Annotated in this window: 5 protein-coding genes; 4 read left to right on the top strand and 1 reads right to left on the bottom strand. The window is 63.1% G+C overall.

The window, feature by feature from the left end:
- The coding region (gene yihA, locus PF446_RS13185; protein ID WP_298072354.1) for a ribosome biogenesis GTP-binding protein YihA/YsxC at positions 1–479 on the bottom strand (479 nt) is incomplete at its 3' end.
- A gap of 142 nt (positions 480–621) precedes the next feature.
- Between yihA and PF446_RS13180 the strand changes: the two genes are divergently transcribed.
- From PF446_RS13180 to PF446_RS13165, 4 genes are all read left to right on the top strand, one after another.
- Positions 622–1,356: a c-type cytochrome gene (locus tag PF446_RS13180; RefSeq protein WP_298072352.1), complete on the top strand. Its 735-nt coding sequence runs from the start codon at positions 622–624 to the stop codon at positions 1,354–1,356.
- Between the two features lie 109 nt (positions 1,357–1,465).
- Complete coding sequence (locus PF446_RS13175; protein ID WP_298072350.1) at positions 1,466–2,359, top strand: thiol:disulfide interchange protein DsbA/DsbL; 894 nt, start codon at positions 1,466–1,468, stop codon at positions 2,357–2,359.
- 28 nt (positions 2,360–2,387) lie between these two features.
- Positions 2,388–3,044, top strand: coding sequence for a DsbA family protein (locus tag PF446_RS13170; protein ID WP_298072348.1), 657 nt, complete (start codon positions 2,388–2,390; stop codon positions 3,042–3,044).
- A 222-nt stretch (positions 3,045–3,266) separates the two neighbouring features.
- Complete coding sequence (locus PF446_RS13165) at positions 3,267–4,031, top strand: endonuclease/exonuclease/phosphatase family protein (protein ID WP_298072346.1); 765 nt, start codon at positions 3,267–3,269, stop codon at positions 4,029–4,031.
- The last annotated feature ends 56 nt before the right edge of the window (positions 4,032–4,087 follow it).

Below are 4,087 nucleotides of genomic sequence, written 5' to 3'. Positions count from 1 at the left end.
TCCAGGGCCGCAGCAGCCTGGCCGCGTGAAAGCTTGTCCGCCTTGGTCAGCAGCAGGTGGCACGGCAGGCCGCGCGCGGCGCAGAAACTGAGCATCTGCTGGTCGAAGGCCTTGAGCTCATGGCGGATGTCGGCAATCAGCACCACGCCCCGCAGGCTCCTGCGGAAATTGAGATAGGCATCGATTTCCTTGCGCCAGTGCGCGCGCATGGCTTCGGGCACCTTGGCGTAACCGTAGCCGGGCAGGTCCACCAGGCGATGATCGTCATCCAGGGTGAACACCACCATCTGCTGCGTGCGACCAGGGGTCTTGGATGTGCGTGCCAGTGAACGTTGGCCGGTCATGGCATTCAGTGCGCTGGATTTGCCGGCGTTCGAGCGGCCGGCAAACGCGACCTCTGCGCCCCGGTCGGGCGGCAGTTGCACGGTCTCGTGCGCCGCCAGGGTGAAGCATGCACGTTGCAGGGGATTGGAGATCATCAAGGGAAGCCTGTGTCTGTTTCGGAGCTTGGCATGCCTGGACATGCGCGTGACATTTTGTCGTTTGACCGGTCCCGTGCGCGCGGTGATAATTCCAAAGTTTATTGATCACTATGCAGCACTGGTCTTCGGGAGACAGTTTATGAGTTTTCGGCGTGTAGCGGCGCTTGCCGCCACCCTGTTCGCCGGCGCGGCAATGGCGCAGGGTGCCTCCCTACAAGCCACTCCGGCAACGGCCACCACGACATCGGTCGCGACCGTTCCGGCAGCCCCCAAGCCTACCGGACCCCTTCCGGGCAATGCCACGGCCGGCAAGGCCAAGGCCGCAGTCTGTGGCGCCTGCCATGGCATGGACGGCAATTCCAGCAACGCGCTATACCCGAAACTCGCCGGACAGAACGAGGAATACATCGTCCGACAGTTGCACAACTTCAAGAGCGGCAAGCGTCAGAACCCCATCATGATGGGGTTTGCCTCGCAGCTGTCCAACCAGGATATGGCCGACATTGGCGCCTACTTCATGAGCCAGCGATCACGCCCCGGAGTGGCGGACACGAAACTGGTGGCCACTGGCAAAAAGCTGTACCAGGAAGGCGACGCCAGCCGCAAGATTCCGGCCTGCATGGCCTGCCACGGACCCGACGGACGCGGCAACCCCGGCGCGATGTACCCGCAGATCGCAGCGCAGCACTCCGACTACCTGCAAAAGACGCTCATGGCCTGGCACAACGGCACGACTTGGGGCAAGGATGATCATTCCCAGATCATGCCGACCATCGCCATGCGCCTGACCGACAAGGATATCGTCGCGCTCTCCAGCTATCTGGAAGGCCTGCACAGCAACAGCGCGACCTCTGACGCCAACGCCGCGCACTGAGGTACGCTGTCGCGAAACCGCTCGTGCCCGCCCTACGCGGGACGGGCCTCCCGGCGCCGAAGCGTGACCCGAGCATCGGCCCGGAAACCGTTCATTACGGAGAATCCCGATGCTCAAACGCCTGCCGATCCTGATCTGTGCCCTGGCCCTCGCCGCCTGCGGCTCGCACTCCGACAACGCGGCATCCAGCCCGCACTCCACAGCGTCTGCTCCCGTCGCTGCCAGCACCTCGCCGGCGACCGCACCTGCGGCCAGTAGCCCGGCAAGCCCTGCTGCGACGGCAAGTACAGCAGCGGCCAGCAGCGCCCCGGCATCCGCTGCCAGCAGTCCGCAACCGGCATCCAAGCCCAAGACCACGGCCAAGGTCGACTTCAAGGACACCGGCAAGTGGGTGGCCGGCAAGAACTATTTCGTGATCAGCCCCGCCCAGCCCAAGGTCGGCAACACCAGCAAGGTCGAAGTGGTCGAGGTGTTCTCCTGGGGCTGCCCGGCCTGCAACCATGCCCATCCAATCGTCGACGCCATGCGCCAGGCGCTGCCAGACTACGCCACCATGGACTACCTGCCCGCGGCCTTCCGCCCGGACGAGAACTGGGTGGTCTACCAGCGCGCTTTTTACGCCGCCAAGGCACTGGGCGTGGCCGACAAGAGCTACAATGCGGTCTTCGATGCCACCTGGAAAACCGGCGAGCTGGCGACCTACAACCTTTCGACCGGACGGCCCAAGCCCAAGTCCGACTGGCCCGGTATCGATGCGTTCGCCGCCTTCTATGCCAAGAAGTATGACGTCAACGCAGCAAAATTCGAGGCGGTGGCGAAGTCCTTCAGCGTCAATTTGAAGATGAAACGTGCCGACGAGTTGGTCAAGGCCTATGGTGTACCGGGCACGCCGACATTCGTGGTCGACGGCAAGTACCGATTCGACTTCAGCAGCGCCGGCGGTACGCAGCAGGCGATCGAACTGGCCAAGTGGCTGGCGGCAAAGGAAGCTGCCGGCAAGTAAGCTGTTTCTTCACGCCCGGAGAATGCCAATGATCAAACGAACCGCTCTGCTGATGCTCGGCATCGTGCTGGCCTCGGCCTGTTCGGCCAGGGATACGTCCGCCGCAAAAGCTCCACCCTTCACCGATGGCGTGGAGTACGTGACCATCCAGCATCCCGAACGCCTGTCCCCTTCGGGCAAGGTCGAGGTGGTGGAAGTGTTCTCCTATGGCTGCGTGCACTGCGCGCATTTCGCTCCATACGCTGAAAAGCTGCGCACTTCATTGCCCAAGGGCGTGCAGTTCAAACTGCTGCCGGCCTCGTTCAGCCCAGCATGGGAGCCGTTCGCGCGCGCCTACTATGCGGCGCTCCAGCTGGGCGTCATGAAGAGCACGCACCTTGAACTATTCAAGGAAAAATTTGATCAGGGCTATCCGATCAACACCATGGACGAGCTGGCAAGCTTCTATGCCCGCCAGGGCGTCAATCGCAAGGCCTTCCTGAAAGCCGTCAACTCGCCGGAAACCGACCAGTTGCTGGCCAATGGCAATGCGCTGATCAGCGATTGGGGCGTGGACGGTACGCCCACCATCGTGGTCGATGGCCGATATCGCAGCAACCAGATCAAGAACTATCAGCAACTGCTCGACCTGACCCACTGGCTGGTGAAGCGCGAACTCGAGCGCAAGGCGGCCAGCAAATCGTAATCCTTGCGCAATCGCCTCCCCTGAAGCCGGCCATCGGTACGGCCGGCGCACGGTTGTATCCATGCCGCATCAGGCTTGTCCAAGGCCCACTGACGCGGCTACCTTGAAGCCGCCCGGTCCGCCCCGGTGTCAAGATGCTTCCAGCTCCCACGAGTCTCCACGCGCTGTGATGCCGGCGCGGGCCACTGGTAACATCATCTGTCCCGATACCCCTTCGCATCAATGAATGACACGACTCCCCGGCTCCTGCGCGTGCTCAGTTGCAACATACTGGCGGGCGCCAGCGTACAGCGTTACCGCCAGTACGTGACCCGCAGCTGGGCCAGCGTGCTTCCGGCGCGCACCAAGCAGGACAACCTCGACAGCCTGGCCCGCATCCTTCCCGAATTCGACGTCGTGGGCCTACAGGAGACCGATGCCGGAAGCTTGCGCTCGGGCTTCCGCAACCAGACCCGTTATCTGGCCGAAGCTGCGGGAATGCCGTACTGGAGTCACCAGCCAAACCGGCAGATGGCACGCCTGGCACATTCGGCCAACGGCCTGATCAGCCGCCTCGAGCCGACCCAGGTGCTGGATTACCCATTGCCCGGCCACGGCCGGGGCGCCTTGTTGGCAAGATTCGGCGAAGGTGAGGACGCGCTGGCCGTAGTGATTGCACATCTGTCGCTGGGCCCACAGGCACGTGAACGCCAACTGGCCTTTATCGCAGAGCTGATCGGCGAACATCGCCACGTCATCCTCATGGGCGACCTCAACACCGACCCGTACAGCCCTGAAATGCGCCGCCTGTTCGCGCGCACTGCGCTGCAACCCCCTGTCGACCCCAGGCCAACCTTCCCCAGCTGGCGACCACGTCGAGCCATCGACCATATCCTGTTGTCGCCGGACCTGCGCCTGGAACGGCAGTGGACCCTGCCGGACGCCTTTTCCGACCACCTGCCCCTGGCTGCCGAAGTGCACTTGCCGGTCTCGCTGGGCCCCCACTGAGCTGCACCGGACGTTTCAAGGACGAACTTTTCGATGGAATTTCATTTCACCTGCAG

The organism is Oleiagrimonas sp., assembly GCF_027858935.1.
GTDB lineage: Bacteria > Pseudomonadota > Gammaproteobacteria > Xanthomonadales > Rhodanobacteraceae > Oleiagrimonas.
Note: the sequence above shows the minus strand (reverse complement) of the source record. Positions and strands in the feature narration are given on the sequence as shown.